Below are 25,869 nucleotides of genomic sequence, written 5' to 3'. Positions count from 1 at the left end.
CGGTCGAAACGGGCTCTTCTTTAACGTCGTGAGTCAAAAAAGGCGCCCGAAGGCGCCTTGGAGCGTATAGCAACCCTGCACGACTTACTGCGCCGCGCTGGCCTGCTGCCGCTTGAGCTGGAGGGTCTGGCCATTTTCGAACTTGCGAAGCTGTGGATCGATCAGCTCCAGCGTGTTCGGGTCGACCTTCAGGAAGTAATACACCTGGCCTTCGCCGTTCGGCGTCAGCTCATACACCGTTGCCTCCGGGTTCGATTGCGTACCGGAAATCATGTCCCAGTTGCCCTCGTAATGCTCCTTGGGCGGATTCTGGGGATGGTTCAGGTATTCGGCATCGAGTGAAAAGGTGCGCTCGGCGGCCTGAGCCTGCTCGGTGCCCTTGAGATCAACGGTAAGCTCGATTCCGTCGCAGTTGCGGCACGGAAGGGTCCCTTGATACTCGGCGGTCTGAACGCGCTCTTCCTGGCTTGTGGACTGAGAGCCCGACGTCGCACACCCTGCGAGCACGGCGGTCATGGCAACCCCCGCCAGCAACGTTCTGATCTGCATGAACTGTACTCCTTTGCGTCATTGTCAGGCCGCAAGACAGCGGCTTGCCTTACAGCATAGCGGTTCGTGACGGTCGGCGACCAGCCCGGGATGCGCATGACTTACATTTCCATGTCGCCAAGTCGTTCTCCTCTTTTAGTCGCACAGCGTCGTTTTTTGCCGTCAAACTGTCGCAAACAGAAAGGTGCCTACCCCAGTCGCTCCTATGCTGAACCGGCCTTGGCCCGTCGAGATCGCCGAGGTCGTTCATAAAAATTAGGAGAGCACGCCATGTCATCACCCGCCAACCGAGGCGTTGTCTTTCGCGGCGCCGGAAAGGTTAACGTCGAGTCCATTCCCTTTCCCGAACTGGCGCTGGGCAACCGTCAATGCCATCACGGCGTTATCCTCAAGGTCCTGACCACCAACATCTGCGGCAGCGACCAGCACATGGTCCGCGGTCGTACCACGGCCCCCGAAGGCCTGGTTCTCGGTCACGAAATCACCGGTGAGGTTATCGAGTGCGGCCGTGATGTCGAATTCGTCAACAAGGGCGATATCGTATCCGTCCCGTTCAACGTCGCCTGCGGTCGCTGCCGCAACTGTATCCGCGGCGATACGCACATCTGTCTCAATGTTAACGACGACCGCGCCGGTGGTGCCTACGGCTACGTCGACATGGGCGGCTGGGTCGGCGGTCAGGCCGAATACGTGATGATCCCGTACGCTGACTTCCAGCTGCTGGTGTTCCCGGACAAGGAACAGGCCATGGAGAAAATCCTTGACCTGACCATGCTGTCCGACATTTTCCCGACAGGTTTCCATGGCTGCTACATGGCGGGCGTGCGTCCTGGTTCAACCGTTTACATCGCAGGTGCGGGCCCGGTCGGCCTGGCGGCTGCCATGTCCGCACAGCTTCTGGGCGCGTCCTGCGTCATCGTGGGCGACATGAACGACAAGCGCCTTGAACAGGCACGCAGCTTTGGCTGTGAAGGGCTCGACCTCAAGCAGGACGCGTCCATGCCGGATCTGATCGAGAGCGTGCTGGGCATTCCGGAAGTGGATTGCGCCGTCGACGCCGTCGGCTTCGAAGCCAACTGCCATGGCCATAACCACAGCCATGAACAGCCGGCCACCGTTCTTAACGCTGCCATGGAAATCACCCAGGCAGGCGGCCAGGTCGGGATTCCGGGCCTGTACGTCACTGAAGACCCGGGTGCCTCGAGCGAAGAAGCCAAGCACGGCAACATCTCGATGAAGTTCGGCCTCGGCTGGGCAAAAGCCATGTCCTTCCACACCGGCCAGACCCCGGCGATGCGCTATCAGCGCCAGCTGATGAAAGCTATCCTTGGCGACCGCGCACCGATCGGCAAAGCGGTCAACGTCCAGACCATCTCTCTGGATGATGCACCCAAGGGCTACGCCGCGTTCGACGGTGGTGCTGCGCAGAAGTTCGTCATCGATCCGCACAACCAGCTCTAAGCGTTATCGATTGCGAGTAAAAAAAGGCGACACAGTGTGTCGCCTTTTTCGTGTCCGATCAGAAACTAGATCAATCGATCAAAAACGGATAGTCGGTGTAGCCTTCCGCGCCACCGCCATAGAACGTATCCGGGTTCGGCTCGTTGAGTGTGGCCTCGCGCCGGAAGCGCTCGGGCAGATCCGGATTGGCAATGAAGGGGCGTCCGAAGACCGCCGCGTCGGCAATCCCACGCTCGATCACATCCTCGGCACGCTCGGCGGTATAGTGGCCGCAGAAGAACAGGGCGCCCTTGGAAAACCGCGCTCTCAACGCTTGGCGAAACTCATCGGTTAAATGAATGTCATCACCGGCCCAGTCCGGCTCGTTGACGTGCAGATACGCGATGCCGCGCTTATTGAGTTCCTCGGCCATGTAAAAGGCCATTTCCTCGGATTCATCGTCGGTCAGGCCGAAGATTTCGATAAAGGGTGAGATTCGAAGCCCCACACGCCCCGGACCAAACACCTCGCACACGGCATCGACCACCTCGAGCGGCAGACGCGCCCGGTTTTCAAGCGAGCCGCCATAGTCATCGGTGCGCTGATTCGACCCGGTCGCCATGAACTGCTGAAGCAGATACGCGTTGGCGGCATGCACTTCGACCATGTCGAATCCGGCGCGCTTGGCGCGTACCGCCGCCTGACGGTATTCGTCGATCAGTCCGGGGATCTCATCGGTTTCAATCGCGCGGGGCGTACTGGCATCGGCGCGGCCGGAGGAGCCATCCTCGAATTCGATGAACGCTTGCGCCCCTTCACCGCGAAGGGCGCTCGGCGCGAGCGGGGCCTGATTATTCGGCTGAACGCTTACGTGCGACACGCGCCCCACGTGCCAGAGCTGCATCGCGATGTGCGCGCCGTGGGCGTGCACCGCTGATACCACATCCTTCCAGCCGGCTTCCTGTTCATCGGTGTAGATGCCGGGGGTATAGACATAGCCGCGCGCAGTAGGCGAGATATTGGTGGCTTCGCTGATGATCAGACCGGAGGTGGCCCGCTGAGAATAATACGTCTGTTGAAGTGCGCCCGGCACCATGTCCGGCGTGCGCGCGCGCGTCAGCGGCGCCATCAGCACGCGGTTGGGGAGCGTAATGTCGCCGACCTTGAGCGGTTTAAAAAGAATGTCGTGTGCCATGCGGCCTCCATGCAGTCCAAGTCACTTGATGGACGTGAGCATGGTAGCAATTAGCAGACTTATCAAGTCATCGACCGGATAGTGTACGGTTATCGACGCTTAGCGGAGCTGGCTGTCCTTACTGCCACGACGATTGTAGGCACTGTGACGCGTCTGGCGCTTGTCCTGCGCACTCTGACATTCGATGCACAACCGCACGCCCGGTACCGCCTCGCGGCGGGCCGCTGGAATCTCGGCGTCACATTCTTCACAGAACTCGAGACTTGGCCCGGTATGCGCCGACAACCGCTTGCGCACTTCTTCGATGCCATCCTCGACCGTGCCATCGATCTGATCCTGTACGGCGCCATCGCGCGCCCATCCTCCGGCCATGATGCCCTCCTTGAAGTCCTTCGGCCCCGCCCGGGTGGCGCGGCACTAACGCCCTGGTGGTTGAAGCCCCATGACCAGCCGGTCACGAACCGCTGCCATCGTCATGGGCAGCAGTCTGGCCTCTGGAATCATGCCCTGAGTCCAGCCCCACCGTTTTGCCAATAGCAACATCGAATTGCCCGTGGGCGCCATGATGTGCATCGGCACCTGGCGAGTGGCCTCGTTCCCGGTGATGATCGACGCCGGCTGATGATCGCCGACGGCCACCACGATGGGGCGGGTCTTCTGAAACTCGGTGACGAAGCTTCCGAGCGTCTTCAAAGTGTAGTCGATCGATTTTAAATACTGGCGTCGCACTCGATCCGGATCTTGCCATACCACTCGGGGCGGGTCTCCCGAGTCGGCCTCCTGATCGAACGCTCGCCCCTGGTCGAGGTGATCCCACGCCTTGAGGGTTGGAATGGGGGTCCAGGGGGCGTGGCTCGAGATCAGCGCCGCTTCGATCATGACCGGCTGTGACCGCGTGACCGCAAGCTCCCGTTGATATAATGACCACAGCGTGAACTGATCCGGCATGGTGACCCAGTTGAAGGGCTTGCCTTCATAGCCCAGATTGCTGGCGTCATAGACCGTGTCATAGCCGAAGAAGCTGGCCTCATCCCACGGCCGGGTGTTGGCTGGCATGGCCGCGACCGTTCGCCAGCCGCCTCGCTGAAAAAGCCGATTGAGCGTGAGCCTGGGGGACTCAACCAGCCACTCGTAGCGACGCTGACTGTCGATCCAAAGTCCCGACAGAAGCGTTGCGTGAGCAAGCCAGCTCTGACCGCCGACCGTTGGGGATTCAAGCCACCCACTGTAGGCCTCATAGCCTGCCGAACCGAGCGACCGCTCGATTGCCTCGAGACGCGCACGGACCACGCCTGAATACTCCGGTGCCTCGAGCGCGCTGCGCCCGTAGGATTCGACAAACAGCAACAGGACGTCCTGCCCCTTGATCTGCGTCATCAATCTGTTCGAGGGCATGCTGGCAAGCGCGTCCTTGCCAAGCTCGGTCTTGAGCGAGGCCAGCGCCTCGAGGTTGTGGCGTGAAAGCTCAACGTGCTCGGCAACGAATCGGCTTGCACTGCGCTCACCGATCTCCTGATCGATCACCCCCCCTCCTAGACACACCGCGCCGACGGCCCCCAAAAGCGCCGCAGTCCGCAGCCGGTTGCGATGCCCCAAGCGGGACGCCAGATAAAGCCCTGCGGCACTCAGCCAGCCGACCACGGCCAGAAGCAAAATTAGGGCACCAAGCACCGCAAGCGACCAGCCAGTGCCAATCGACTGAGTGAGCACGTTCCAGCCCGGCGCCAGCAACCGCCAATCGGCCAGCGGGTCGAACGTGCGCCAATACGCAGTGCGCGCAAAGATATCGGCAAGCTTCCAGGCAAGCAGCACGACCAGCAGCGCCGCCACGGCTGCGCTTGCGCGTCTGGCCATCTCTCGAGGCAGCACGCACAACAGCGCAAGCCCCCAAAACAGCTCGAACGGCGCGCCGACCCACGCCGTCGGCTCTGATATCCGCGCGGCGTCAGAAGGCATCAGAAGCACCGACAGCGCAACAATCACCCCCGCAAGGGTCAGCGCAAACAGGTTTCTTGGCATCCCGTCATCCTTGGCAAGCGTTCACAAAGCCGCCTCACCCACGCACAGGCCCGGCAGCCTTGCGCGCACCCGGTTGCAGCGTCACTATTGAAGATACAAGTCACTATTGAAGACATCATCGAGCGGCGTGTCCGCTACCCATTTGCCTCTATCGAAAGCGAGTCATCATGAGTCAGTTCTGGAGCCCGGCGGTGCGAGACCTCGAGCCTTACGTGCCGGGAGAGCAGCCCCGCGACACCGTGATCAAGCTCAATACCAATGAAAACCCCTATCCGCCGGCCCCGGGCGTTGCCAAGGTGCTGGCCGACTACCCGATCGATCATCTTCGTCGCTACCCTGATCCGAGCAGCCTGGCCCTGCGCGAGGCACTCGCCGCGCACTATGGCGTTCACGTCAATCAGGTGTTTGTCGGCAACGGGTCCGATGAAGTGCTGGCGTTCGCGTTCAAGGCCTTTTTCTGCCGTGAACAGCCGCTGGCAGTGCCCAGCATTTCCTACAGCTTCTATCCGGTCTACTGCGATTTCTACGGCATTACACCGCATAAAGTGCCGCTGACGGACTCGTTTGAAGTCGACCTTGATGCCTTCCCGACCGACAACGGCGGCATCGTGTTCGCCAACCCGAATGCCCCGACCGGCCACGCGCATTCCCGGGCGGCCATCGAGGCGCTGCTCGACAAACACACCTCGCGCGTCGTGCTGGTTGATGAGGCCTATATCGATTTCGGTGGTGAATCGGCCATCCCGTTGATCGAGCGCTACCCCAACCTCCTGGTGACGGGAACGTTTTCGAAATCAAGAAGCCTTGCCGGCCTTCGCATCGGCTTCGCCATCGGCCCGGCCGATCTGATCGATGGCCTCGACCGGGTCAAGGATTCGTTCAACTCCTACCCGCTCGACAGCGTCGCCGTGGCCGCAGGCGTGGCCTCGATCAAGGACGACGCCTATTACCGCGCGTGCTGCGCAAGTGTGATCGCCACGCGTGAGCGCACCACGGCCGCGCTCGAGGCCTGCGGCATCGAGGTGCTGCCCTCGAGCGCCAACTTCGTCTTCGCCCGCCCGACAACGATCGAGGCCGGCATGCTGTTCGACGCGCTTCGAGCTCGCGGCATCCTGGTGCGCTATTTCAACAAGCCAGGCCTTGACCAGTTCCTTCGCATCTCGATCGGCACCGACGATGAGATGGATTACCTGATCGATGCCGTACACGCCATCGTAGGAGAAAAGTGATGTCCCTGCCGCTGGATGGCATTCACCATGTTGCCCTGATCACCGCCGACTACCCCGCCGCCAAGGCGTTTTACACCAAGGTGCTCCAGGCCCGCGTGATCGAGGAAACCTACCGGGAGGCCAGAGACAGCTACAAGCTCGACCTCGCCCTCCCGGGTGGCGCGCAACTCGAGCTGTTCTCGTTTCCGAATCCGCCGGCGCGGGTCAATGGCCCCGAGGCCTGCGGCCTTCGCCACCTGGCGTTCAGCGTGACCGACCTTGATACCGCCATCGAGCACCTGACGACGCACGGCGTGGCCTCTGAGCCGATTCGCATCGACGAGCTGACCGGCCAACGGTTTACCTTCTTCAAGGACCCCGATGGCACGCCGCTCGAGTTCTACGAGCGCCCGACGGAAACGAACGGGTTCTAGGCACCGGCCCGATCCCCCTCAAAAAAAGCGCCCCGCAGGGCGCTTTTCTGTGAGACTCGATCTACACCGGCTTTAGAACGTCAGGCCGAAGTGCGACTGGACGCTGGTGTGCCAGTCGTTGTCGATCGGTGAGCCGAAATAACCAAGGCCATTCTTGTTGGTCACGATATCGAACCAGGCGTAGTAACGCCCGGCGGTCAGCTTGAAGCCCAGATCGTTGAGCATCGGGTTGTCGACATCGCCGAAGCCGCCGTTGACCGGCGAATAGCCGTCGGACGGGTCGATCATGCTGAAATCGTTATAGAAATAAACGTTTTCGATCGGACCCCATTCCACGTCCATGCTGTAGGCAAGACTCGCTGAATACATCTCGCCCTTGGCCGGAATCAGGTAGTTGAACCCGAACGCACCGATCTGAATGACGTTGTCGGAAATACCTGTGCCCGCCGGATTTTCGGCATCGAACTCATAGGCCGTGGCCTGAAAGCGCGTCAGCCAGTTGCCGTAGCTGCCACTCATGCCCAGGGCAGCCTGCCAGCTTGAACCACTGTCGTTGGTGTTGTTGTTGTAAAGCTGCCCACCCTTGAGCGAGGCGTTGAGCTCAGTGGTGTAGTCGGTGCCGTGGCCGAAGGTATAGGCCACACGCCCGGCCAGCTGGTTCTCTTCGGTATTGCCCTGATCGCTGCTGCCGACCGGGTTGGCGCCATAGTGTTCGTTGCCATCGCCCAGCTGGTCGGACTTGAAGAACGCAAGCGAGGTGCTCCAGGGGCCATTGTTGTGGTCCCACTTGATCCCGGCGTTCTGGTTGTCATTGAAGCCGGCCAGATATGGCAGGTTGCCATACCACCCCAGATAGCCGTAATCCATGTTGCCGAAGGGGGTCTGGACCAGACCGAGCTTGACGGTGTCGTTCTCGGAGAAGTCGTAGCCCGCCCAGGCGTGATGGAGGAAGCGGTAGCCATCGTAGAAGCGGTACTGGAACGAGTAGGACATGTCGCCGTCCTCACCGGACAGCCCCAGGATGAACTTGCTGAAGTTGACGTCGCCGGCGGTGTCCTTGTCGGCTTCATCCCAGTCGTTACCGACGTAGCCCAGCTCAAGTGCCCCGGTGAACGTGCTCTTCTTGAGCATCTTGATGGCACTGCTGTTTTCCTGCGCAAGCGTTGGCTCATCGGAGGATTGGGCATTGGCGTCCACGTTTTCCGATTCCGGCGTACGCGTGGAAGCGGTGGACTGTTGGCGCTCGAGCCGGTCAATCTGCTGCTGCATCTGCTCGAGCTGGGCGCGAAGGGCTTCGATGGTCGCTTGATCGCCCTGCTGAGGAGCGGCCTGGGCGGCACCCGCCCACATGGCAGTAGATACGCTGACGGCGAGAAACGCCGACCTGACCTGACAAGAAGACGGAGTGAGTCTCATTGGCGAGGTTCCCTTTGGATGTTGTTGGGTTTTGTTGTTGTTGGCTGCGCCCCGTGACGCAGCGTTTAAAAACGTATCACCGACCGGCAAAATGATAAATAGGTGTTATACGCACTCACTCTTAAAAACGAAGAGTTATCGATCCAGCAACCCCACATCTTCACGCGTCTAAAGGCTGGCGATGCCCACGATCACGGCGAGCGACAGCACCGGGCCAATAACGGCCACCACCAGCACATCGAGATACGATTTGGCGTGCGTCATGCCACAGATCGCAAGCAGGGTCACCACCGCCCCATTGTGCGGCAGCGCATCGAGCCCGCCGGTCGCCACCGCAGTCACCCGATGAAGCACCGCCGGATCGATGCCTGCCGCATTGCCAAGCGCCAGATACCGCTCTCCCAGCGCCTCCAGCGCAATACTCATACCGCCGGAGGCGGACCCGGTGATACCGGCCAGAATATTGATCGACACCGACAGCGAAATCAGCGGATTGCCAGGAGAGATCGCAAGGATCATTTCCTTCAACACGCCGAACGCAGGCAGCGCCGCAATCACCGCCCCGAACCCCACCAGTGACGCCGTGTTGAACATCGGCATCAGCGCGTCCTGTGCCCCGGGGCTCATCGCGTCGAGAAGCGTCCTGAAAAGACGCGGATTGGTGGCCAATACCGACAGACAGGCCACCACCAGAGACACGATGATGGCCCACACCCCGATCACCGAGGCTGGCTCGATGCCGCCCCACTCAGGCTCACGCAAGAAGCTATAGTCGAACGCCGGCAACAGCCAGATCGACAGCACCAGATTCAGGGCAAGCACCAAAACGATCGGCAATAGCGCCTTCGAAAGCGTCGGGTCGGTGGGCCGTGGCGTCGAATCGGTGGCGGCCTGCTCATCGGCGCCATGGCAGCCACCGAAGCCCTCACCGGCTTGGCGCGCCTGACGTTCGCGGTACTTGAGCCACCCATAACCGACAAGAGCCATGACTGCAGCGGCCGTAAGCCCGAGCCACGGCGCGGCAAACGCGGTCGTACCGAAATAGGGCATGGGAATGGCGTTTTGAATGGCAGGCGTCCCTGGAAGCGCCGTCATGGTGAACGTGAAGGCGCCAAGCGCAATCGTGCCCGGAATCAGGCGCGCCGGAATGTCTGCCGCCTCGAACAGCGCTTTTGCAATGGGAAACACCGCAAAGGCCACAACGAACAGGGACACGCCGCCATAGGTCAACACCGCGCAGCACACGATGATCGCAAGGATCGCGTTGCGCTGGCCGAGCGCACTCACGGTGCGGTGCCCGATGGTGCGCGCCGCACCGGATTCCCCCATGAGCCGGCCGAACAACGCGCCCATCAGAAAGAGCGGAAAGTAGGCCACCACAAAACGCCCCATCGCCTCCATGAACACCTGCGTGTAGCTTGCAAGCACTGGCGCACCGTTTAAAAACGCGGCCACCGCAGCCAGTGCCGGCGCGGCAAGCAGCAGTGACACCCCCCGGTAGGCCAGAAAGATCAAAAGTATAAGAGTGGTGAAGATCAGGACAATACCGAGCATGAGGCACCTGCGATCGTTATTGGAGAGGTGCGCTCAGTCTAGTGAAAAATATTAACTATTACGGATATTCGAATATGACTTTGGTCTGGCCATGCACGGCCAGATCGGCGTGAGACGTAAACGATGACCCTAAAAAAAGCGCCCGTGAGGGGCGCCTTTTCGAACTCGAGCGTGACCGTTCAGGCCAGCTTGGCTGCAGTTTCCGCCACCAGCTTGCCCTGATACCGCGCGATGGCAAGCTCACGATCATCGGGCTGACGCGAACCGTCACCACCGGCAAGCGTTGTCGCGCCATAGGGCGTGCCGCCGCTGACCTTTGAGATATCAAACAGCTCATCGGTGCCGTAGCCGATCGGCACTAACACCATGCCGTGGTGGGCAAGGGTCGGCCAGAAGGTGGTAATGGTCTGCTCTTCGCCACCGCCGGTTCCGGTCGAGGCAAAGACGCTTGCGACCTTGCCGAAAAGGGATTTGTTGGCCCAGAGTCCACCGGTTTGATCGAGGAAGGTGCGCATCTGCCCGGCCATGTTGCCAAAGCGCGTCGGCGTGCCAAACAGGATGGCATCAAACTCGGCAAGCTCCTGAGGCGAGGCAACTGGATGAGGCTGGTCGGTCTTGCCGCCGGCCTTTTCAAACGCGTCCTGGTCCATGGTTTCCGGCACCCGCTTGATGGTCACGTCGGCGCCCGCGCCTCGCGCGCCTTCGGCCACGGCTTCAGCCATGGTCTGAATATGACCGTACATCGAGTAATAAAGTACCAGTACCTTAGCCATCGATTTCTCCTTCACTCCTGAATGGGCGATGCGTGCCCTCCCAGTGTAGACAGGCTGGTCGAGTGTTCGAATGAATTCGATCAACCCGACCGTTTGATGATATCGACGAAACGAGCGCGCTTACGTAAGCGTGGAGCGCTCGAGACGAACCTTGGCCGTGAACGTGCGCATGGCGTTTTCAGACAGTGCCAGAGATTCCTGATACGCCTCTCGATTGAACGCGTCTGGCATGAACTCGTTGGGCTCGATGGCCACCGACTGACGAGGCCGCGTCGCAAGGCCTTCCCCGGTAAAGATCTGCACCACCCCACCCGACTGCTCGACCACGACCGCATACGGCGCGCCCGGCGCCTCGAGCCGGGTGGTAAAGGTCGGCGATGTGGCGGAATCGTCCGGCACGAAGCAGCAGTCCAGCGCATCGTCGCCAAGGGTAAGGCTGGTGGTCTTTGACGGCTCGAGCGCCTGCTCGCCCTCGAGCGGAATCAAAGTGTCGTCGGTGTTCACGGCGTGTGAAGGCGGCAAGGTAATACGACACACAGAGAGATCACCGCCTGGCGGGAGGAAATACGGGTGCCAGCCAAGCCCGACCGGCGCTTCGAACTCGCTCTTGTTGACCGCCTTGAATGACCAGGTCAGCTCGCTGTCGGTCAACACCATGTCGAGCTCGAGCGTCAGATTGAACGGGTACCCTTCCAGTGAGTCCGGCGTGATGGTCGCCTCGAAGCTCAGCTCGGCCACATCGTGTGTGGCATGGTGATTGACCAGCCGCCACGAAAGCGTATGCGCCACGCCGTGCAGGGCGTGATCGCCGCCATTGGTCGGCAACTGATACGTCGTTTCATGCCACGTGTACTGCCCGTTGGCCACGCGGTTGGAAAACGGCGCCAACACGGCACTGCGCGCGCCGTCGCCCGCGAAAAGCTCGTCACCATTTCTATAGCCGTCGATGACCTCGACCACATCGCCTTCAGGCGTTGCCAACGCAAGCGACATGACCGTCGCACCGAGCGAGGATTGACGAAGCCTGAGCTGTCCGTGCCCATCGAATACATCGGTGCAAGGGGCGCCCTCGACCGAATCGCATACCACTACAAATCCCATGTGCTGCCTCGCCTGACGGGGCTTCGGTGAATCGAAGCTGGATTTGCTAGATTAGATCAAAGACAGCCTCCGCGCTGCCCATTCCGCCTTATGTCGTAGAGGATTACATGACGCTTCAGATGCTCGTCGTCACGCCTGTTTCACGCCATCACCGCCACATGCTCGAACGCGCCGGCATCACGCTGCACCTCGCCCGGGACGAACAGAGTAAAACTGCCCTGATCGACTCGGCCGGTGGCGACATCGAGGCGGTCCTGACCATTGGCACCATCGGCTTCTGCGCAGACGACATGGATCGCCTGCCCAACCTGAAACTGATCTGCGCCCAGGGCGTGGGCTTTGAAGGGATCGACGTGGCGGCGGCGCACGCACGCGGCATTCACGTAAGCCATGGGCCGGGAACCAACGCCGAGACCGTGGCCGATCATGCCCTCGGGCTGGCGCTTGCCTGTGTGCGCCGGATTCCTCAAAGCGACCGAGCCGTGCGTGAAGGGCAGTGGCAAACGGCTCGTCGAAGCCTTCCAGCCCTTCATGACAAGCGCCTCGGCATTCTCGGCATGGGCCATGTGGGCCAGGCCATCGCTCGCAGGGCCTGGTACGGCTTTAACATGGCGGTCGAGTACTACAGCCGCTACCCGAAACCGAACCTGCCCTATACGCATGTGTCCTCCGCCCAGGCGCTCGCCGAGCGCAGCGACATTTTAATCGTTGCCCTGCCGGGCGGCCCCGACACGCACCATCTGGTCAATGACGCCATGCTCGCCGCCCTGGGAGAAAACGGCATATTGATCAACATCGGACGCGGTAGCGTGGTCGACACCCATGCGCTTGCAGAGGCCCTTCGCACCGGCACCCTCGGCATGGCCGGTCTTGACGTTCTCGAGACCGAGCCTGACGTGCCCGAGGCCCTGACCGCCCTTGAAGACAACCTGATCATGACGCCTCACACCGCTGGACTTTCACCCAGCGCGCTGGACGCCACCATCGATCTGGTCATTCAGAACGTGCAGGCGGTTGTCGAGCGCGGCACGCCGGTTACTCCGGTGCCAACGTAGCGGCTGCCAGGGCCTTACGATGATCAAGCCACTCCACGATGATGTGGGGCACCGTCAGACAGGCAAGACCGATGAAGGTCATCTTGAGAAGCGGCGACGCGACAGAGTATTCAGCCATCAGCGCGTAACCGACGCTGGCTGCGCCCCAGGTCGCAAGCACGATGGGGCCGGCCATGCGCAGCACCTGCCCGGACGTTCGAATCTTGAGCGCGTGACGAATTTCCTGGAAATGAATCGGGCTGTGGCACGCGCAGAAATAACAGGCGAAATACACCAGCGGGTGAAACACCGTACCGGTTGCGAGCAAAAGTCCAAGACTCGCCATCACGTGGCGCTTCTCAAGCAGCGGCCTGAGCCGGAAAAGCGCTACCGCAAGCGCCCCCCAGAACGCGACTGGCGCGGCGTTGATGAACGGTGTGGCGTCGCTTACCAAAAGTGCATGCAAGATATCTTCGACATCGCGGGGGTGAGCGTAAAACGGCGTTGCGATCACCAGCGTGCCCCACACCAGACGAAGCGACATCGGCAACGTATCGCGCCAGTCGGTGCCGAAATGCGCCGCCGACATCACCAGAAACACAAAAAGCCCGAGCGCGGGCATCAGCACCCAGCCCACCATGAACAGAGCAGACAGGCTGACGTAAGCCAGAAGAAACAGGGACAGCGCCAATACCGACTGGCTGTGATCGCCCCTTAAGACCCCACCGCGCAGCAGGCGCCTTCCGATCACATGATCGAACGCCCCATGGGGAATCCCCAGTATCGCCACCCCGAAAACCAGGACGGCCAGCATCGCGTGCGGGGAAAACGTCATGAGATGCGCGCCGAAAAGAAGCGCAGCCCCCAGGGCGAAACGGTAGAAAACGCGTCTTGAAAACGAGCGAGCGCCGTCCATGAGCCATCCCTCGCAGAATGGGGCGACCGACCGGCCGCCCCGGTGAGCCATCAGCTACGCTTTCGAACGGCGTTCAAGGCCACAAACCCGAACCCGACCTTCGCGGTCACATCCAGAATCAGATAGAACCAGCTTTCGACCGCAGCCGAGAACAGGCCGGCACCCGACGTCCCGAGCAACCACACGATGGGATAGCAGCACCACAGCACGGTCAGCATCAGCGAGAGCGTGCTGAACTCACTGCGATACGCGCCCTGGCCGGCCACTTTTTGAAGCGGGCCCCAGATGAGCGCGAGCACCACCAGAAACGAAACCATGCTGACCAACCACCAAAGGTAGTTGTAGGGCGATTCCGACAGGTTGCCCACAAGCCCGGTGACGATCATGTAGACGTCAGCCGCGATCAGCGCACACACCAGCGTGCGAATGGGGGCAAGCGTCTTGGACGCCACCATGGCAAGGCTCACCAACAGAATTGGTGTGGTGATGACCCAGTCGATGTAGCGCGCGAAAAACACATCCCGGCCGTTATGAATCAGATCGCCCTGCCCCAGCGCCATGGCCAGATAGTTGGCGAACGCCACGAACACAATGGTCATCGCGGCAATGCCGTGATGCTTCTGGTTCTCCGGCAAGCCCTTGCTCATGCGCCAGAAGGCGATACCGCCGGCGAGCATGGCTATCCAGCCGATAACCAGGGGAAATTGTACTGCTGAAGACATGACTGCACTCCTTTGCACTGTCTACGTTGAGAGACGGTTTGAACCCCTTAAACCCATTTTCTTTATCGAGACTTAAGGTGATTTCAAACGTAGACGGCCACACGGGTGCCTCGCCAGTTTTTTCCAGCGAATTAATCAAAATTTCATGATGTACGATTCAGGAGGGCTGAGCGGGCAGGCCAGCAGCCAGACCTGCCCCCTCAAACACACTAAAAACGCGGCGTCACATCGACACCCGCAATAGTGTGTAAGGCGTCTCACTGGCGTAACGCTCATCGCGCTCTGACGCGGAGCGAAGCGCCATGTCGCGGTCGTTGTCATAGGCGACGAACAGGGTCGAGGCGTCGAGTACGGCAAGCCCTTCGGCCTTGTGCTCGAACTCGAGCGCCGTGCCCTCCCGCGTGCGACAAAGCTCGGGCGCCTCGCCTCGTTGAAAGGCCTCAAGCGTCAAGGACCACAGGTAGCCCCCGATGCGCTCACCGCTGTCGTCTTCGACCTCGAAGCTGGTGAGCAAATAAAGCCGCTCGTTGAACGGATCGTACTCGAGACTTGAAAGCCCGCACTCAAAGCGCACGTCGGTTTCGGCCTCGGGCTCGAAGCGATAGATCGACGTCAGCGGTGACACGAACTCAAGCGCCCCCTGTTCGGTCACGCGGTACGGCGCACCCACGATGCGGGCCACATACTCGAAATCATCAAAATGCGTGCCCTGCTCGCGAACGCCAAACAACAGCATCCCGTCGCCCTGATCGCCTGGCACGGTCGCAAGCCCCTCGATCTTGTAATAGGGCGTGCCGATGGCGTCGGTCAGCTTCTGGCGAAGCTCGAGCGACCCGTAAATATCGTTGCGTGGGTCCGGGTCGACAACCTTGACCGCCGAGGCGTCCTCGAGCGGCCAGATCAGCAGATGGTTGTAGTCATTGAGCGCATGGCTTTCAGCATCGATCCGATCAAACCCGGTGGTCGCGATCATATAGCGCCCATCCACGGTCAGGGCAAAGTCCTCATACTTGATCGCCTGCTTGATCAGAGGCGCCGTCAGATACTCGAGGCTTTCCTCGAGCGGGTGATGGTCCTCAAGCGCGACGGCAAACACCGCCGAGCGATGCTTGCCGGGAATCGGCTTGTCGCTTGCCATCAAAAGCCGGTGGCCGTCGAAGGCCACCGCGGAAATCTCGGCGTTGACCAGTTCACCGTCGTCGTCCTTAAGGCCCGGCTCGAAGCAGTGCAGTACCCCGTGGGCCTTGATGTCCACACTCATGAAGCGCTCCCGAATCGTTGAAATGAGAAGGTGGGCTGCTGGATCGCCTTTGGGGGGGCGAGCGAGCCTCACCCCTTGGCGAGCCCGCCCAGCCGCGCAGGCTCGATCACCTCGATCCAGTAACCGTCCGGGTCTTTCACGAACGCCACATCCTTCATCTTGCCGTCGTCCGGGCGTTTGACGAACTCGACGTCGTTTTCATCGAACCAGGCAACCGCCAGATCGAGATCCGGGACCGACATGCACAAATGGCCGAAGCCCTGCGGCGCATCGTTGCCGTTGTGGTAGCTCACCTCGGGGTCCTTCTCACTGCCCCAGTTATAGGTCAGCTCGAGAAGGCCGGTGCGGGAAAATGTCCAGACAGTGCGCTCACCGTCGTCTTCCGGCAGCTGGGTTTCATCGTCCACGTGACCCAGAAAGTAGAGGGTGAACTGCATTTCCGGGAATTCGAGAGCGCGCAGAAGGCGCATGCCGAAGACGGTCGAGTAGAACGCAAGCGAGGCCTGCGGGTCCTTGACGCGCACCATGGTGTGATTGAGTCGAAACCCCTGGGTCTGCTCGGGCGCCCGGTCGCAGACACCGGGGCTTTGTTCGGGTTTTGTCATGATCAAACTCCTTGAATGGTGTCATTCAAGGGTATCTCGCCCTGTACAGGGTGCAAGCCTAACCAGGCAGCCCTCGCAGATGCGCGACCAGCATGGCCTGCCATTGAGCGCGGGCCTGCTCGGCGCAGCGCTCCTCCCCCAGATGCACCATCGCCCGCATCGCATTGACCACCACCACCGCGGCCACCTCGGCCTCACTCGCCGAAAGTTCAGGGGCATACGCCACCAACACCCGCGCCGTGCCTTCGCGTAACCCCTTCCTAAGGGTTTGCCGCTGCTCGGGCGGTACGCTTTTCGCGTCCAATAGCGCCATGGCGCAGCGACGCTCCTCGGCAAGCGAGGTTAAAAGTCCGAGCAGGCGTGCAACGATCACGTCAAGCGAAAGCGTGGGCACGGCCTGTTCGATGGCGCTCAAGTGCGCGCTCATGTGCGCGCCGTAGCGCTCGAGCAGCGTTCTGGCAAGCGCGGTCTTGGTCGGAAAGAACTGATACAGAGAGCCGATCGGCGCGCCCGCCGCTCCGGCAATCTCGGTCATGGTGGCGGCATCAAATCCCTTCGCCGCAAACACCTGCGTCGCCGCGCTCAAGAGCGCCTCGACCCGCGCCTTGCCCCGTTCGCGCTTGGGCGTGCGCGCCTGGTGGCCGTCATTTGACTTTTGTGAAGCCATCTTCATAAAATTCGTTTTGTGAGGATAGCCTCATGTATATCATGGCCGACCCAAGGCGTCGACCGCACCCTGAAAGCAACCGCAAGTTCTTTACGACAGTGAGCGAACACCGTCATGATCCAACTCGACCCGACCACCACCGCCGTAATTGCCATCGATCTCCAACAAGGCATCACCGGCATGTCGCTCGCCCCTCGAACCGGCGAAGACATTGTCCAGGCCACCGCCTCCCTGGCCGAGCGCGTGCGCCAGGCAGGCGCCACCATGACCTGGGTTCGGGTCAACTGGGGGCCGGATTTCAAGGACGCACCAAGCAACCGCGTGGATCTGCCTGCCAAACGCCCCGACGCCGGCATGCCGCCTGAGTGGGACACGCTCGAGCCGGGCCTGGCCCACGATGGCGACCTGCACGCCCTCAAGCATCATTGGGGCGCCTTTACCGGCACCGACCTCGATCTTCAGCTGCGAAGACGCGGCATCAAGACCGTCGTATTTACCGGCATCGCGACCAACATGGGCGTGGAATCGAGCGCGCGCAGCGCCTGGGAACTGGGGTATGACGTGGTCATCCTCGAAGATCTCTGCACCAGCTTCAGCGCCGAGCTGCACGAATTTCCGGTCGACAACATCTTTCCAAGAATCGCCCGAGTGATTAAAAGCGACCAGCTCGCCTTCGGGGCGTAAGCACGTGAAGCACCTGCTTCATCTGCGGCTTTCGAGGCTGCCGGCCACTCTTCAATGGCCGCTGCTGCTGGCGGTCTCGGCGGCCTTTGCAGCCGCGCTCGAGCTTGTGCGCCTGCCTGCGGCGCTGCTTTTGGGGCCGATGATCGCGGGCATCCTGTTCAGCCTGCGAGGCAGCCCGCTTCGCATCGCCCGGCCCCTTTTCTTCATGGCGCAGACGCTGATCGGCTGCATGATCGCCTCGAGCATGGATGTTTCCATCATTGGTAATCTGGCCAACAGCTGGTGGCTGTTTCTGGCGGTCACGCTTCTGGTCATCTTCGCAAGCAGCGTGCTTGGCTGGTTGATGGCCAAGTGGCAGGTGCTGCCGGGTACGACCGCCATCTGGGGCTCGTCGCCCGGCGGCGCCTCGGTCATGATGCTTCTGGCCGAATCACAGGGCGCCGATATGCGCCTGGTGGCCTTCATGCAGTATTTGAGGGTGCTGTTCGTGGCGGTGCTGGCGTCTGTCATCGCGCGCCTGTTCCTGCCGGAGGACGCCGTCGGTGCCCAGGCGATCGACTGGTTTCCAACGCTCGATGCCGTTGATTTCACCCAGACCCTCCTGATTGCCGCGATCGGCGGCTACGCGGGCCTGAAGCTCAAGCTACCGGCCGGCCAGCTGCTGGTACCGATGATCGCAGGCTCGCTTTTGAGCATGAGTGGTGCCGTTACGCTTCAGTTGCCGGAATGGCTGCTCGCGATCAGTTACGCCGTATTGGGCTGGCGAATCGGTCTCGGATTCACCCCCGCCATCATGCGCCACGCGACCCGGGCCCTCCCAAAGATCATCCTGTCGATCGTGTCACTGATCACGCTGTGCGGGCTGATTGCGACCGTGCTCGTGTACGCGTTCGACGTCGATCCGTTAACGGCCTACATGGCCACAAGCCCCGGTGGACTTGACTCGATCGCGATCATTTCCGCCTCGAGCAACGTCGATATCGGTTTTATCATGACGTTTCAGACCGTACGCTTTTTGATGGTCCTTGCCATCGGCCCGCCGCTTGCCAAGTACCTTGCCGGGCGGCTGCCGTCGCACTGAGGTCGTCGAACGCGCGGCGTCTCCCAGTTTTCAACTCGGCGGCCGATAGAGCCTTGAGGTCAAGCGTGGCGTTCGAGATACCCATTGCCGAAGACGGTTGGGCGTTTCATCATGAGCCCGAAATAGCTCGGAGCACGGCTTACGCGCGCCCTGCACCTACCTGCTTGCCGAAAGGATCATTGTCATGGCTTACGCACTGCCCCTGTCATTCCCAAACGCTGCCGCTCTGCCCCGGGTCGTGCTGACGCTTGTAGGACTTTGGGTCGTGATCGGTCTGAGCGGCTGCGCCAGTTCAAGGCCCGCACTTGAAACTCAGGACGGTTACAGCCTCGACATGACTCAGGCCCTGATTGTCTCGAGTGCCAAAAACGCGCTTGGAACGCCCTATCGCTGGGGCGGTACCACGGCATCCGGCCTCGATTGCAGTGGCCTGACGCAGCGAAGCTATCAGAGCGCCGGCATTTCGATTCCCAGAACCTCGAACCAGCAGTTTCAGAACCTGCCACGCCGTGAGCGGGCACGCCCCGGCGACCTGCTGTTCTTTGGTCCGAGAGGCCGTGCAAGTCACGTCGGCATCTACATCGGCAATAACGAAATGATTCACGCCCCGGGCGCTGGCCGCACCGTTCGGGTTTCAAACATCACCAAGCGCTACTGGCGACACCACTTTCTGGGCGTCGCCGGCCCGCGCAACTGAGCGAGGCCTGCATCCACCATGCGTGCTCCCCTTCTGTTGATCGCACTCCTTGCACTTGCAGGCTGCCAACCCAAGCTTTCCGAGGTTGCCCAGAGCAACCTGCGCGCCTTCAAGGTGGCCGACCCGAGCTCGAATCCGAATAGCCTTCCGGGCAAGCTTGAATCACTCAAGAGCGTACCGGTCAGCCGCCACATCACGCCGGAGGACTGCAAGACAGACGCATGCCCCTCCGTTGACCTGAGCTATTACCGGTTTCCCAACCGGCCACCGCTCAACGAAGCGCTTTTGAAAGCACTGGGCAAGCTCGGTAATGCGTCCGAAACCAACGACTCCCTGAGCGATTTTGTCGACACGTTTTTCAAGCACGCCAAGGGCCATCCGGACTACAACGCGCAGTTAAGCGCCAACATGCTCGATCATTACGACCATACCGTGGTGATCGCCCTCAACGGCTACGCGTTCACCGGCGGCGCCCATGGCAACGCTCAGCTGCGCTACTTCAACTACGACACGCGCCTGCAGCGCGAGATCACACTTGACGACATGCTGGCCAAGGGCGGCCGGGATACACTGGTCGCGCTTGAAAAAAATGCGCACCAACGCTGGCTCGATGCGCAGAACCTCGGTGATGAGTTCAAGGAAAAATGGCCCTTCACGCCTACTGACAACGTGGCACTTTTAAGCGACCGACTGCTGATCACCTACCAGACCTACGAAATCGCACCGTATGCGATGGGCCAAATTACGCTCTCGATCGACTACGATGATCTTAGTGGCGTATTCAAGCCCTCATTCCTGCCGGAAAATACCGACGATCAGGATGTTGAGTTCAAGGACCCGGAGGCCCAACGCATTCATGAAGCCAGCCAGAAGCTTTCCTCCCAGCGCATGCGCCCGTGATTCACTCAATGCACTCACGCCACTCACGCCTTGCCTCGATGCCGACCATCGAGGTGACGCCCTTGCGTTAAACTTGCTAGGATGGTCGGTTAATCTTTTGAAAAAGCCCACTTCATGTCTGATCTAAACGCTGGGCAACGCCCGGCGAACGGCCTGTTTACAGGCGTCGATAAGCCTCTGGCGATCACTTCATTTGCAACGGTACTGGCGTTTATCGCCTTTACAGTCCTCTGGCCGGACCGCGCCAGCGACACATTCAACGCCACCATGGCGTTCATCGAGCAGCGCCTTGGCTGGTACTACATCCTGGCGATCGGTGGCCTTCTGTTCTTTGCCATCTACCTCGGGGCCAGCCCGGTCGGGCGCGTTCGGCTCGGACGTGATGACGATGTCCCCGAATTCAGCAATTTCTCCTGGTTTTCCATGCTCTTCAGCGCCGCCGTCGGCACCGGACTGCTGTTCTGGAGCGTGGCAGAGCCAATGTCGCACTTTCAAGGCAACCCCTACGCCGCGCTTGAAAATACCGCGCCGGGGGGCACGGCCGCCGCCGAGCTCGCGCTTCGCATCACGGTCTTTCACTGGGGGCTTCACGGCTGGGCGGTGTACATCACGGTCGGCCTGATTCTTGGGTACTTTTCCTACCGTCGTGGGCTGCCGCTGACACCGCGTTCGGCGCTCTATCCGCTGATCAAGGACCGCATCTACGGCCCGATCGGGCATCTGGTCGATCTGCTGGCCATTTTCAGTACGCTGTTCGGCACGGCCACCACACTGGGGCTTGGTGTCTCGCAGATGAATGCCGGGCTCAACGCGCTATTTGGCATTCCGATCTCACCGACGGCCAAACTGATACTGATCGGCACCGTGACGCTTCTGGCAACCCTTTCGGTCTGCACGGGCCTTAAACGTGGCATCCGCATGCTCAGCGAATGGAATATTCACCTGAGCCTGATTCTGGTGCTGTTTTTTCTGATTGCCGGGCCGACCACGTATCTGCTCGGGCTGTTTTCGACCACGGTCGGTGACTATTTGAGCCACGCCATTCAAATGGGGTTCTGGGTCGACCCGAACCCGGACGATCAGTGGCAGGGCTGGTGGACGCTCTTCTACTGGGGCTGGTGGTTCTCCTGGGGCCCCTACGTCGGCATGTTCGTTGCCCGCATCTCCAAGGGCCGAACGCTGCGCTCGCTCATTTTCGGTGGCATGGGGCTTGCCGCCCTCGGCTCGATGATCTGGATCGTGATTTTTGGCGGGACTGCGCTTCACCTGCAGCTCGGCGATCAGGTCGACCTGGTCAGTATCGTCAATCAGGACAAGACGCAGGCGCTGTTTGAGACCATCAAGGCGCTCGATGTGCCCTGGGCCTCGACCGCCATGATCGGGCTGACCACGCTGATGATCGTGACCTGGTTTGTGACCTCGGCCGACTCAGGCACGCTCGTGATCTGCACCATGCTGTCGATGGGCGACAGCCAACCCCGCACGCTCTATCGCGTCATCTGGGGGCTGGGCCTTGGCGGCGTGGCCGCTGTACTGCTGTTGGCAGGCGGCCTGCAGGCGCTTCAAACCGCGGCCATTATCGCTGCACTGCCCTTTTCATTGGTGTTTTTGGTCATGTGCTACAGTTTGACCGTAGCCCTTCGCGATGAGGACGGTACACCGCCTACCGTCTACGCCAGTGCGATGCATGAGGATGTACAGCGCAAGGTTCATTCCGCATAACCGCGAACGCGTTCGCGAAGGTGGCGTTTTAAGCTAGCCTTTGGCATTGAACACGCATTCAATGGGGAGAGCTCACCATGCACACCATCGCGACCGTCAGCCTTGGCGGCGACCTGATGGATAAGCTGGATGTCATCGCTCAGGCAGGCTTCGGCGGTGTCGAAATCTATGAGCCCGACATTCACCACAGTCGGGCCAGTGCCTTCGACGTCGGCCAGAAGATTCGAGCGCTGAATCTGAAAGTAACGGCACTTCAGCCCATGAAGGACGTCGAAGCCACCGGCAACCTCAAGCGTCAGCTCGAGCGCCTCGAGGTTCGCCTGGCCATGATGGGCGCACTCAACACCTCGCTGCTGCTGGCCTGCAGCAACAGCTCTCCGAACGCTCACGATGATCGAGAACAGGCGTGTACGGATCTGCTTGCGATGGCGGAATTCGCACACCAGCGCGGATTTCGAATCGGCTTCGAGGCCCTATCGTGGGGGCGCTACATCAACTCCTACCGCCAGGCGCTCGATCTGGTCGAGACCGTCGATCACCCAGGCCTAGGACTGGTGCTCGACAGCTTCCATATTCTCGCGCGCCGTGAGCCGCTCGATGCACTGGCCACCATCGACGCCAAACGCATCTTTGCCGTGCAACTGGCAGACGCGCCCTGGTTCGAGGAAGAATCCTACCTTCACTGGAGCCGCTACCACCGCTGCCTGCCCTATGCAGGCGATCTGGCAATAGACGACTTCTTAGCCGCGCTCAAGCAGACCGGCTACAACGGCCCCTTGTCGCTTGAGCTTTTCCATGCCGCCAAAAGCGCTGAAAACTCACACGTTCGGGCAAGCGACTGTAAACGCACGCTCGACCGGGTCGAGGCCAAGCTTCATCCCGTCGAAACTACCTGAATCCCGTCGAAACTACCCGAGACCGCACGTCGAAGAACCTGAGATCACGGCAAGGAGGATGCAATGAAGTGGATCGGCCACATCGGTTTCGCCCTGTCAGGCGCGCTCATGAGCTTTAATGCATTGGCCGCCAACCCGGCCAACCCTCTTGTCAGCGATCAATGGCGAGCTCGCCCTCTGGTGCTGGTCACCCCCTCGGCAGGCAATCAGGGGTATCAGCGCATGCGTCGGCTGATTTCGAACCAGCAGACTGCATTCGATGAGCGCGACATGGTGCTCTACACCATTGAAAACGGCATCGGTCAGCGCAACGGCGCGGACATGACCACCGCCGAAACCGAGGCCATCCTCGAGGATCTGGGCGTCAAGCCGGATGGGGCGCTGACGGTAATTCTGATCGGCAAGGACGGCGGCAAGAAGGTACAGCAGACCGGATTCGTCAATCCCGAAGAGCTTTTCACGACCATCGATCGCATGCCGATGCGGCGTCAGGAGCGCACCGCTGATGACCGTGCCTCCAAGCCCGAGTAAACAGGACGTGTCTCGTGAGCCTGCTTGAGCAGGATGGCTTCAATCAGTTCACAGGCACGCGACGCGCCCTGACGGTGCTCCCCTCGAGACATCACCTCCGCCATTGCCGCGGAAAAGCCGGGCTCATCAAGTAGCCTCGACAGCCGCCTGGCAAGTGCCTTAGGGCGAGCCCGAAATGGCGCGCTCAATCCAATCCCGTGATACACCACCCGCGCGGCCACGCCGGGCTGATCGAAGGCAATCGGCAACACCAGCATCGGCACCCCAGCATCGAGTGCGTCCATCACCGTATTCAAGCCGCCATGGGTGACCACCACCCGCGCGGTTGTCATGACCTCACGCTGATCCACATTCGCCACGACTTCCGCCCCTTCTCGCGTAAGCCTTGCGCACTGACGGTCATCGAGCTGGCCACAGTGGGTAATCAGAAGCGTTCGATGGATGCGGCGACAGGCGCGGGCCAGATTGAGAAACACGGAAAACCGCCAGCCCTGAAGCGTGCCAAGGCTTGCAAAGACATCGATCGGTGTAGTTGTGCGCGCCTGACAAGCCGCGCGCTCGGGCGCAGCCGATCGAAAGGGGCCAACGCGGTGTAGGCTGGGCGCGGGGTGGGCGCGAGGAAAATCCAGCGCTTCATGCAGTTGCGCAACCGTCCCGAGCGGTGAAAGGCACTCCTCCATCGTGCGGGCCTCGACACCGAATCGCTCGGCCCACTGGCTGAGAATACGCCGATGCCGGCGCATCAGAAGCTCACTGACTCGATAGCCCCCCTGATTGCGCTTCATGCCCTGCTCTGAGGCGTCGAATGCCCAACCCAGAAAGGGCGGCGGCAACGCCGGATCCCGATCAAGCGGCAGCGCGCAGGCAACCGACAGATAAGGCAGGTTCATCGAGCGCGCCACGAGCGCCCCCGCGGTTTCCATCTGATCGACCAGCAGGGCATCGATGCCAGCCGCGCCAATGATGTCCGGCAGCCGCGCGCATAAAACATCGGTCATCCGGGCCACGTCGTCGAGCATGCGCTTGAACCGAAGCGGCCCCCGGGGGTTGGACGCCCTGGCAACCATCGCCTCGACGCTCAAGGGTAACGGGTGCTCGCGGTCAACCGGGATCAGCCCGTGTTCTGCGCCCACCCAGCGCCGACAGTACTCCGGCAACAGAAAGCTGACCCGATGACCGCATGCGCGCAGCCGATCCGCCAGCGCGCATAGCGCCGCGAGATGGCTTGGAAACGCCGGAGCGACAATCCCGATGTGCGCCACACCTACCCCCATGAACTTGACCGTCTGTCAGGCACGGCCCTTCGGCATCCGCGCACTGGCTTTCTGGCGTCACACAGGCAAAATGGCGCCAGACCATCCCAGGGCGCAGTCTATCAGATGGAATCGATACGAACGCTTAAGTGCCGCCATCGGACGCACTGATTCGTTCAATGCGCGCGGCCCTGTCGGCCCCTTTACGACACCGCTTACCCTGTACACTGTGCCAAGGCTCATGCATCACGCCCTTGCCACAACGACCCCCGCAGGATTTGCCACAGGAGACACCCATGACCACACCCACGCTTTACAACTACGGCTCCATCAACATCGACCACGTTTACCGAGTGCCGCATTTGGTCAAACCCGGTGAGACGCTCTCCAGCACGGATTACCAGCAGGTGCTCGGCGGCAAGGGCGCCAATCAATCGGTCGCGGCTGCGCGCGCTGGCGGCCAGGTCGCCCACTGGGGTCAGCTCAACGCGGGCGATCAATGGGCACTCGACGTCCTCGATGAGGCAGGCGTCGACACCCAGGGCGTCGCACGGGTCGATACCCCAAGCGGCCACGCACTGATCCAGGTCGATGATGCCGGCGAAAACTCGATCGTCCTGTTCGGAGGTGCCAATCAGAGCATCGACCACGACTTCATCGCAACGCGCCTTGCCAAGGTCGAGCGCGATGACTGGGTACTGCTTCAAAACGAGTGCAGCCATACCGCCGGCATGATCGAGGCCGCCCACGCCCGTGGACTCAAGGTCGCCTTTAACCCGGCGCCCATGACTCGGGACGTCACCGAGATGGCGCTGGATACACTCTCGATCCTGTTCGTCAATCGTGGGGAAGGCGCCATGTTGGCGGGCCTGGACGATAACGCCGACCCCGACACCGTTTTATCTACCTTGGCACAGCGCTATCCGGATACAGAGATCATACTGACACTGGGTGCTGACGGGGTTTACCATCAAAAAGGTAAACAATCATTATTCGCACCTGCAGAGCAGGTCGACGCCCGTGACACTACGGCCGCGGGGGATACGTTCATTGGCTACTTCATGGCCGCGCGCCTTGAAGGCAAGGACGTAAGCACCTGTCTGAAACACGCCACGCGCGCAGCTGCCTACAGTGTGCAGCGCGCCGGAGCGCACACCAGCATCCCGCGAGCGTGCGATCTCGAGCAGCCATAAGGGCTGGCGGGCAAGAAG

Annotated in this window: 26 protein-coding genes; 12 read left to right on the top strand and 14 right to left on the bottom strand. The window is 61.0% G+C overall.

Annotated elements, in window-relative coordinates; translation table 11 throughout:
* Positions 1 to 84 precede the first annotated feature (84 nt).
* On the bottom strand, positions 85 to 549 hold the full coding sequence (locus tag NAT49_RS13020) for a copper resistance protein NlpE N-terminal domain-containing protein (protein WP_251594907.1): 465 nt from the start codon (positions 547 to 549) through the stop codon (positions 85 to 87).
* 270 nt (positions 550 to 819) lie between these two features.
* Between NAT49_RS13020 and fdhA the strand changes: the two genes are divergently transcribed.
* The gene (gene fdhA, locus NAT49_RS13015) at positions 820 to 2,010 is read left to right on the top strand and encodes a formaldehyde dehydrogenase, glutathione-independent (protein ID WP_251594905.1); all 1,191 of its coding nucleotides are present in this window, start codon (positions 820 to 822) and stop codon (positions 2,008 to 2,010) included.
* 70 nt (positions 2,011 to 2,080) lie between these two features.
* Here the strand turns inward: fdhA and NAT49_RS13010 are convergent, their stop codons facing one another.
* The 3 genes from NAT49_RS13010 to NAT49_RS13000 form a co-directional block, all read right to left on the bottom strand.
* Positions 2,081 to 3,184 (bottom strand): alkene reductase, encoded by a 1,104-nt coding sequence (locus NAT49_RS13010; RefSeq protein ID WP_251594903.1) that lies wholly within the window; start codon positions 3,182 to 3,184, stop codon positions 2,081 to 2,083.
* A gap of 99 nt (positions 3,185 to 3,283) precedes the next feature.
* A complete protein-coding gene (locus tag NAT49_RS13005; protein ID WP_251594901.1) occupies positions 3,284 to 3,556 on the bottom strand; it encodes a DksA/TraR family C4-type zinc finger protein in 273 nt (90 codons plus the stop codon).
* 45 nt (positions 3,557 to 3,601) lie between these two features.
* Positions 3,602 to 5,203 (bottom strand): sulfatase-like hydrolase/transferase, encoded by a 1,602-nt coding sequence (locus NAT49_RS13000; RefSeq protein WP_251594899.1) that lies wholly within the window; start codon positions 5,201 to 5,203, stop codon positions 3,602 to 3,604.
* A 167-nt stretch (positions 5,204 to 5,370) separates the two neighbouring features.
* Here NAT49_RS13000 and hisC point away from each other — a divergent pair, with 167 nt between their 5' ends.
* Positions 5,371 to 6,432 carry a histidinol-phosphate transaminase gene (hisC, locus tag NAT49_RS12995; RefSeq protein WP_251594897.1) on the top strand — a complete coding sequence of 354 codons (1,062 nt, stop codon included), beginning with the start codon at positions 5,371 to 5,373 and terminating at the stop codon, positions 6,430 to 6,432.
* Positions 6,432 to 6,845, top strand: coding sequence for an SMU1112c/YaeR family gloxylase I-like metalloprotein (gloA2, locus tag NAT49_RS12990; RefSeq protein WP_251594895.1), 414 nt, complete (start codon positions 6,432 to 6,434; stop codon positions 6,843 to 6,845). Before hisC ends, gloA2 begins: the two co-directional genes overlap by 1 nt.
* Positions 6,846 to 6,917: 72 nt before the next feature.
* Here the strand turns inward: gloA2 and NAT49_RS12985 are convergent, their stop codons facing one another.
* From NAT49_RS12985 to NAT49_RS12970, 4 genes are all read right to left on the bottom strand, one after another.
* Entirely contained in the window at positions 6,918 to 8,261 is a 1,344-nt protein-coding gene (locus tag NAT49_RS12985) for an OprO/OprP family phosphate-selective porin (RefSeq protein WP_251594893.1), read from the bottom strand.
* A gap of 168 nt (positions 8,262 to 8,429) precedes the next feature.
* Entirely contained in the window at positions 8,430 to 9,815 is a 1,386-nt protein-coding gene (locus NAT49_RS12980) for a GntP family permease (protein ID WP_251594891.1), read from the bottom strand.
* 179 nt (positions 9,816 to 9,994) lie between these two features.
* The gene (gene wrbA, locus NAT49_RS12975) at positions 9,995 to 10,588 is read right to left on the bottom strand and encodes an NAD(P)H:quinone oxidoreductase (RefSeq protein ID WP_251594889.1); all 594 of its coding nucleotides are present in this window, start codon (positions 10,586 to 10,588) and stop codon (positions 9,995 to 9,997) included.
* Between the two features lie 120 nt (positions 10,589 to 10,708).
* Entirely contained in the window at positions 10,709 to 11,689 is a 981-nt protein-coding gene (locus NAT49_RS12970) for an aldose 1-epimerase (RefSeq protein ID WP_251594887.1), read from the bottom strand.
* Positions 11,690 to 11,796: 107 nt separating this feature from the next.
* Here NAT49_RS12970 and NAT49_RS12965 point away from each other — a divergent pair, with 107 nt between their 5' ends.
* Positions 11,797 to 12,744: a 2-hydroxyacid dehydrogenase gene (locus tag NAT49_RS12965; RefSeq protein ID WP_251594885.1), complete on the top strand. Its 948-nt coding sequence runs from the start codon at positions 11,797 to 11,799 to the stop codon at positions 12,742 to 12,744.
* Here NAT49_RS12965 and NAT49_RS12960 read toward each other — a convergent pair.
* The 5 genes from NAT49_RS12960 to NAT49_RS12940 all read right to left on the bottom strand — a co-directional run bounded on the left by NAT49_RS12960 (position 12,725) and on the right by NAT49_RS12940 (position 16,894).
* A complete protein-coding gene (locus tag NAT49_RS12960; protein WP_251594883.1) occupies positions 12,725 to 13,639 on the bottom strand; it encodes a Brp/Blh family beta-carotene 15,15'-dioxygenase in 915 nt (304 codons plus the stop codon). The two genes, NAT49_RS12965 and NAT49_RS12960, sit on opposite strands and share 20 nt — an antisense overlap.
* 50 nt (positions 13,640 to 13,689) lie before the next feature.
* The gene (locus tag NAT49_RS12955) at positions 13,690 to 14,361 is read right to left on the bottom strand and encodes a bacteriorhodopsin (protein ID WP_251594881.1); all 672 of its coding nucleotides are present in this window, start codon (positions 14,359 to 14,361) and stop codon (positions 13,690 to 13,692) included.
* A gap of 223 nt (positions 14,362 to 14,584) precedes the next feature.
* Positions 14,585 to 15,622, bottom strand: a complete 1,038-nt coding sequence (locus tag NAT49_RS12950; protein WP_251594878.1) for a hypothetical protein — start codon at positions 15,620 to 15,622, stop codon at positions 14,585 to 14,587.
* Between the two features lie 68 nt (positions 15,623 to 15,690).
* Positions 15,691 to 16,227 carry a lactoylglutathione lyase gene (gene gloA, locus NAT49_RS12945; RefSeq protein ID WP_251594877.1) on the bottom strand — a complete coding sequence of 179 codons (537 nt, stop codon included), beginning with the start codon at positions 16,225 to 16,227 and terminating at the stop codon, positions 15,691 to 15,693.
* A gap of 58 nt (positions 16,228 to 16,285) precedes the next feature.
* Positions 16,286 to 16,894, bottom strand: coding sequence for a TetR/AcrR family transcriptional regulator (locus NAT49_RS12940; protein ID WP_251594875.1), 609 nt, complete (start codon positions 16,892 to 16,894; stop codon positions 16,286 to 16,288).
* Positions 16,895 to 17,008: 114 nt separating this feature from the next.
* Here NAT49_RS12940 and NAT49_RS12935 point away from each other — a divergent pair, with 114 nt between their 5' ends.
* From NAT49_RS12935 to NAT49_RS12905, 7 genes are all read left to right on the top strand, one after another.
* Positions 17,009 to 17,578: a hydrolase gene (locus NAT49_RS12935; RefSeq protein WP_251594873.1), complete on the top strand. Its 570-nt coding sequence runs from the start codon at positions 17,009 to 17,011 to the stop codon at positions 17,576 to 17,578.
* A gap of 4 nt (positions 17,579 to 17,582) precedes the next feature.
* Positions 17,583 to 18,659, top strand: coding sequence for an AbrB family transcriptional regulator (locus tag NAT49_RS12930; RefSeq protein WP_251594872.1), 1,077 nt, complete (start codon positions 17,583 to 17,585; stop codon positions 18,657 to 18,659).
* Between the two features lie 184 nt (positions 18,660 to 18,843).
* Positions 18,844 to 19,356 carry a C40 family peptidase gene (locus NAT49_RS12925; protein WP_251594870.1) on the top strand — a complete coding sequence of 171 codons (513 nt, stop codon included), beginning with the start codon at positions 18,844 to 18,846 and terminating at the stop codon, positions 19,354 to 19,356.
* A gap of 18 nt (positions 19,357 to 19,374) precedes the next feature.
* On the top strand, positions 19,375 to 20,256 hold the full coding sequence (locus tag NAT49_RS12920) for an RsiV family protein (RefSeq protein WP_251594868.1): 882 nt from the start codon (positions 19,375 to 19,377) through the stop codon (positions 20,254 to 20,256).
* 114 nt (positions 20,257 to 20,370) lie between these two features.
* Positions 20,371 to 21,978 carry a BCCT family transporter gene (locus NAT49_RS12915; protein ID WP_251594867.1) on the top strand — a complete coding sequence of 536 codons (1,608 nt, stop codon included), beginning with the start codon at positions 20,371 to 20,373 and terminating at the stop codon, positions 21,976 to 21,978.
* A gap of 77 nt (positions 21,979 to 22,055) precedes the next feature.
* Positions 22,056 to 22,874, top strand: a complete 819-nt coding sequence (locus tag NAT49_RS12910) for a sugar phosphate isomerase/epimerase family protein (RefSeq protein WP_251594865.1) — start codon at positions 22,056 to 22,058, stop codon at positions 22,872 to 22,874.
* Between the two features lie 63 nt (positions 22,875 to 22,937).
* The gene (locus NAT49_RS12905; RefSeq protein WP_251594863.1) at positions 22,938 to 23,405 is read left to right on the top strand and encodes a DUF4174 domain-containing protein; all 468 of its coding nucleotides are present in this window, start codon (positions 22,938 to 22,940) and stop codon (positions 23,403 to 23,405) included.
* On the opposite strand, the gene NAT49_RS12900 is transcribed toward NAT49_RS12905, so the two are convergent.
* Entirely contained in the window at positions 23,363 to 24,679 is a 1,317-nt protein-coding gene (locus tag NAT49_RS12900) for a glycosyltransferase (RefSeq protein ID WP_251594861.1), read from the bottom strand. The two genes, NAT49_RS12905 and NAT49_RS12900, sit on opposite strands and share 43 nt — an antisense overlap.
* Positions 24,680 to 24,954: 275 nt before the next feature.
* Between NAT49_RS12900 and NAT49_RS12895 the strand changes: the two genes are divergently transcribed.
* A complete protein-coding gene (locus tag NAT49_RS12895) occupies positions 24,955 to 25,851 on the top strand; it encodes a ribokinase (RefSeq protein WP_251594859.1) in 897 nt (298 codons plus the stop codon).
* Positions 25,852 to 25,869: the final 18 nt, after the last annotated feature.

Origin of the sequence: Larsenimonas suaedae (assembly GCF_023712105.1) — a bacterium.
Taxonomy (GTDB): Bacteria; Pseudomonadota; Gammaproteobacteria; order Pseudomonadales; family Halomonadaceae; genus Larsenimonas; species Larsenimonas suaedae.
The sequence above is the reverse complement of the archived record's forward strand: the minus strand, read 5'-3'. Positions and strand labels throughout refer to the sequence as shown.

Excerpts from the sequence above, each read along its gene's own strand:
- NAT49_RS13020 (WP_251594907.1), bottom strand. The coding sequence starts at position 549 with ATGCAGATCAGAACGTTGCTGGCGGGGGTTGCCATGACCGCCGTGCTC.
- fdhA (WP_251594905.1), top strand. The coding sequence starts at position 820 with ATGTCATCACCCGCCAACCGAGGCGTTGTCTTTCGCGGCGCCGGAAAG.
- NAT49_RS13010 (WP_251594903.1), bottom strand. The coding sequence starts at position 3,184 with ATGGCACACGACATTCTTTTTAAACCGCTCAAGGTCGGCGACATTACG.
- NAT49_RS13005 (WP_251594901.1), bottom strand. The coding sequence starts at position 3,556 with ATGGCCGGAGGATGGGCGCGCGATGGCGCCGTACAGGATCAGATCGAT.
- NAT49_RS13000 (WP_251594899.1), bottom strand. The coding sequence starts at position 5,203 with ATGCCAAGAAACCTGTTTGCGCTGACCCTTGCGGGGGTGATTGTTGCG.
- hisC (WP_251594897.1), top strand. The coding sequence starts at position 5,371 with ATGAGTCAGTTCTGGAGCCCGGCGGTGCGAGACCTCGAGCCTTACGTG.
- gloA2 (WP_251594895.1), top strand. The coding sequence starts at position 6,432 with ATGTCCCTGCCGCTGGATGGCATTCACCATGTTGCCCTGATCACCGCC.
- NAT49_RS12985 (WP_251594893.1), bottom strand. The coding sequence starts at position 8,261 with ATGAGACTCACTCCGTCTTCTTGTCAGGTCAGGTCGGCGTTTCTCGCC.
- NAT49_RS12980 (WP_251594891.1), bottom strand. The coding sequence starts at position 9,815 with ATGCTCGGTATTGTCCTGATCTTCACCACTCTTATACTTTTGATCTTT.
- wrbA (WP_251594889.1), bottom strand. The coding sequence starts at position 10,588 with ATGGCTAAGGTACTGGTACTTTATTACTCGATGTACGGTCATATTCAG.
- NAT49_RS12970 (WP_251594887.1), bottom strand. The coding sequence starts at position 11,689 with ATGGGATTTGTAGTGGTATGCGATTCGGTCGAGGGCGCCCCTTGCACC.
- NAT49_RS12965 (WP_251594885.1), top strand. The coding sequence starts at position 11,797 with ATGACGCTTCAGATGCTCGTCGTCACGCCTGTTTCACGCCATCACCGC.
- NAT49_RS12960 (WP_251594883.1), bottom strand. The coding sequence starts at position 13,639 with ATGGACGGCGCTCGCTCGTTTTCAAGACGCGTTTTCTACCGTTTCGCC.
- NAT49_RS12955 (WP_251594881.1), bottom strand. The coding sequence starts at position 14,361 with ATGTCTTCAGCAGTACAATTTCCCCTGGTTATCGGCTGGATAGCCATG.
- NAT49_RS12950 (WP_251594878.1), bottom strand. The coding sequence starts at position 15,622 with ATGAGTGTGGACATCAAGGCCCACGGGGTACTGCACTGCTTCGAGCCG.
- gloA (WP_251594877.1), bottom strand. The coding sequence starts at position 16,227 with ATGACAAAACCCGAACAAAGCCCCGGTGTCTGCGACCGGGCGCCCGAG.
- NAT49_RS12940 (WP_251594875.1), bottom strand. The coding sequence starts at position 16,894 with ATGGCTTCACAAAAGTCAAATGACGGCCACCAGGCGCGCACGCCCAAG.
- NAT49_RS12935 (WP_251594873.1), top strand. The coding sequence starts at position 17,009 with ATGATCCAACTCGACCCGACCACCACCGCCGTAATTGCCATCGATCTC.
- NAT49_RS12925 (WP_251594870.1), top strand. The coding sequence starts at position 18,844 with ATGGCTTACGCACTGCCCCTGTCATTCCCAAACGCTGCCGCTCTGCCC.
- NAT49_RS12920 (WP_251594868.1), top strand. The coding sequence starts at position 19,375 with ATGCGTGCTCCCCTTCTGTTGATCGCACTCCTTGCACTTGCAGGCTGC.
- NAT49_RS12915 (WP_251594867.1), top strand. The coding sequence starts at position 20,371 with ATGTCTGATCTAAACGCTGGGCAACGCCCGGCGAACGGCCTGTTTACA.
- NAT49_RS12910 (WP_251594865.1), top strand. The coding sequence starts at position 22,056 with ATGCACACCATCGCGACCGTCAGCCTTGGCGGCGACCTGATGGATAAG.
- NAT49_RS12905 (WP_251594863.1), top strand. The coding sequence starts at position 22,938 with ATGAAGTGGATCGGCCACATCGGTTTCGCCCTGTCAGGCGCGCTCATG.
- NAT49_RS12900 (WP_251594861.1), bottom strand. The coding sequence starts at position 24,679 with ATGGGGGTAGGTGTGGCGCACATCGGGATTGTCGCTCCGGCGTTTCCA.
- NAT49_RS12895 (WP_251594859.1), top strand. The coding sequence starts at position 24,955 with ATGACCACACCCACGCTTTACAACTACGGCTCCATCAACATCGACCAC.